Origin of the sequence: Corynebacterium gottingense (assembly GCF_003693265.1) — a bacterium.
GTDB classification, from domain to species: Bacteria; Actinomycetota; Actinomycetes; order Mycobacteriales; family Mycobacteriaceae; genus Corynebacterium; species Corynebacterium gottingense.
Window position 1 is genome coordinate 1 of the sequence record NZ_RDRE01000071.1, and the last position, 2,846, is coordinate 2,846.

General features: G+C 67.5%; 4 protein-coding genes. 1 reads left to right on the forward strand and 3 read right to left on the reverse strand.

The annotated features are described in order from the left end of the window. Positions 1–156 precede the first annotated feature (156 nt). The gene (locus EAW56_RS11465) at positions 157–741 is read right to left on the reverse strand and encodes a DUF3499 domain-containing protein (RefSeq protein WP_095547532.1); all 585 of its coding nucleotides are present in this window, start codon (positions 739–741) and stop codon (positions 157–159) included. Positions 742–835: 94 nt separating this feature from the next. Here EAW56_RS11465 and EAW56_RS11470 point away from each other — a divergent pair, with 94 nt between their 5' ends. Then, positions 836–1,336 carry a metallopeptidase family protein gene (locus EAW56_RS11470; protein ID WP_095537131.1) on the forward strand — a complete coding sequence of 167 codons (501 nt, stop codon included), beginning with the start codon at positions 836–838 and terminating at the stop codon, positions 1,334–1,336. 27 nt (positions 1,337–1,363) lie between these two features. Here EAW56_RS11470 and EAW56_RS11475 read toward each other — a convergent pair whose 3' ends face one another. Beyond that, positions 1,364–1,612, reverse strand: a complete 249-nt coding sequence (locus EAW56_RS11475; RefSeq protein ID WP_095279042.1) for a WhiB family transcriptional regulator — start codon at positions 1,610–1,612, stop codon at positions 1,364–1,366. Between the two features lie 385 nt (positions 1,613–1,997). After that, on the reverse strand, positions 1,998–2,846 hold an 849-nt coding region (manB, locus tag EAW56_RS11480), incomplete at its 5' end, for a mannose-1-phosphate guanylyltransferase (RefSeq protein WP_147453309.1).

Below are 2,846 nucleotides of genomic sequence, written 5' to 3' on the forward strand. Positions count from 1 at the left end.
GATGTGGGCGAACGCCGCGCCGACGGTGCGGACAAAGTCGGCGTCGATGGTCTCGCCGACCACGCCGCGCACGTCGTACGCCTTGATGACGTTCTTTAACGTTGCTTCAGTGTGTGCAATTGCCATGGCGCCAGTCTAGCGCCGCGCGACACCGTGCTACTCAGTGCCGGAGTCCTTGTCCGCGTCTTCGGACGGGTCCGGGACCACGCGCAGGTGCGCGCGCCGCTGCGCCTTGTGCGCCGCCAGGTGCGCCTCGATCCGCTTCGTGCGGTGTACCGGGTGGTTGGAGGTGGCGGGGTCGTTGAAGTCGTGGGAGGCCGAGTACTCGATGGGGTCGGCGGAGGTGTCCACCAGGCCGGTGGTCACGCGGCCGGCCTCCCCCGCCTCGCGCACTGCCTCCGCGAGCGCCGTCAGCTCGGACTCGTCGAGGTCGTCCAGGCTGGTGTTCAGGCTGCGAGCGAAGAACGCGGCGTGGGCGGCGTCTTCAGTCGCTTCGGGCTGTTCGGACTCCTCAAGGTCGGCGGGGTCTTCGGTGATGTCCACCTGTTCGACGCGCACCATGTCCCAGCCGACGGGGGCGGTGATGTGCGCGGAGTGGCGCTCGCAGAGGTCCCAGGAGTGCGGGTCCTGCTCTGGGGCGAGCGGGCCGACCACTGCCGTGGAATCCGCGTAGGCGTAGATCAAGGTGGCCACGGCGGGGCGGCCACAGCCCGGGCGACAGCAACGACGGAATACACTCACGGCGCACAAGTCTAAACCCCGGCTTGAGGTTTGTGAAGTGCGACGCGGCGCGCCCCGCCGGAATCGCGCGCCGCTGGGCCTAGGATGTGGCCGTATGAGAGGTTCCACTCGGATTGGCGGCACGCCGGAGGATTCGCCGCTCCAGCTGCGCAGTGCGCGCGACCGGCACGGCCGGGGCGCCCGCGGGCCGCTGCTGCCGGTCGGCGTCCCGCGCTACCGCACCCGCTCGACGGCGTTTGACCAGCTGGTGCTCGAGTCTTACGCGCCGCTGCACAACGCGTACGCGGTGCAGCTGTCGGGCGTGGACCTCGCCGTTGACACGATCCCGCGGATGCGCCTGCGCGCGGACATGACTGTGTTGCCCGAAGAGATCATCGCCGACGGCCCTGTCCCCCTCGGCCGCGTCCTCCCTGCGGGTGTGGACCGCAACGGCCGTCCGACCCGGGCGCGCCTGGTGGTGTTTCGGCGTCCCGTCGAAAAGCGTGCGCGCACAGCTGAGGAGCAGTCGGAGCTCCTCACCTGGATCCTGACTGCTCTGGTCGCGCAGTACCTCAACCTGGATCCGCGCGACATTGACGACACATTCCCCTGGTAGCCAGGGGCGGGTGCTTGCTTGCGCCCCTTAGCCGATCTGCTTCTTCAGACGGCGACGCTCGCGGTCCGAAAGACCGCCCCAAATGCCGAAGCGCTCGTCGTGCTCCAGCGCGTACTCGAGGCACTCGTCGCGCACGGCGCACGCCTTGCAGATCCGCTTCGCCTCACGGGTCGAGCCACCCTTGTCCGGGAAGAAGGCGTCCGGATCGGTTTGCGCGCACAGCGCTTGGTCCTGCCATTCCTTCTCGACAGCGCCAAACAACTCCTCGAGGGTCATGCCACCCGCGACCGCGCCGCGGAGGTGTGCGTTATTCGCCTGATTCGCCGAGTCTTCCACGCTTCCCCCTCCTTCCGTTGTTGCTTTTGTTCTACTCGCTTACTACGTGAAGCCCCCGCCGCTTCGGACACTACGGCCAGTGCCTGCGGACGGGTCTCCACTGACGACTCACGTCGATGTGATTACGAAAACGATTACACACCGAAGCCCTAAATAGCCGCAACATAAATCAGTGATTACTTCACGCGTCCGGCGCGTTTCCCACGTCATTCGCCACACAAATCACATGCGTCACACGCCCCGCCCGGAGGGGGTAAAAGGCGGGGGTACTAGATGTAGTGGGGGTGCCGAAATCTGGGAACTAGTTCGCGGTTTTGGCGTGTCGTTACGCGTCCGGCGAGAAGCGCACACCCGAGTCCGGGATGCTCACGCCCGGCCAGATGCGCATCCCTGCCTGGAGCTCGCAGCGCGCGCCGATCTCCACACCCTCGCCGATCACGCAGTCGGAGATCCGCGCGTTCGCGCCGATCCGCGCGCCCGACGCGATGATGGAGTTGCGCACGACCGCGCCCGGCTCGATGGTGACGCCGTCGAAGATCACGGAGGCGTCGACACGCGACCCCGCGCCGATCACGCTGCCCCGGCCGACCGCGGTGCCGCCGATGAGAATCACGCCGCCGGACACGCCCGCGGACTCGTCCACAAACGACTCACCCGTCTTGCCCGCCAGCAGCGGCGAGTACGCGATGCCGCGCACCACGTCGGAGGACCCCTCGACAAAGTCGTGCGGGCGGCCCATGTCGCGCCAGTACGAGGAGTCGACGTGGCCGACCACCTTCGCCCCCGACTCCAGCAGCCCCGGGAAGGTCTCGCGTTCCACGGAGACCACGCGGCCCGCCGGGATCTGCTCGATCACGCTGCGCTTGAACACGTAGCAGCCGGCGTTGATCTGGTCCGTCGGCGGATCCTCCGTCTTTTCCAGGAACGCCTGCACGTTGCCGTCCTTGTCCGTGGGCACCGAGCCGAACGCGCGCGGGTCAGGCACGCGCACTAGGTGCAGCGTCACGTCCGCGTCGTGCTCGACGTGCGTGCCCAGGATTGCGCTCAAGTCCGCGCCAGAGAGGACGTCGCCGTTGAACACCATCGCGTTGTCGTAGCGCAGCTTGTCGGCGACGTTACGGATCGCGCCGCCCGTGCCAAGCGCCTCTTCCTCCACGACGTACTCGATCTCCAG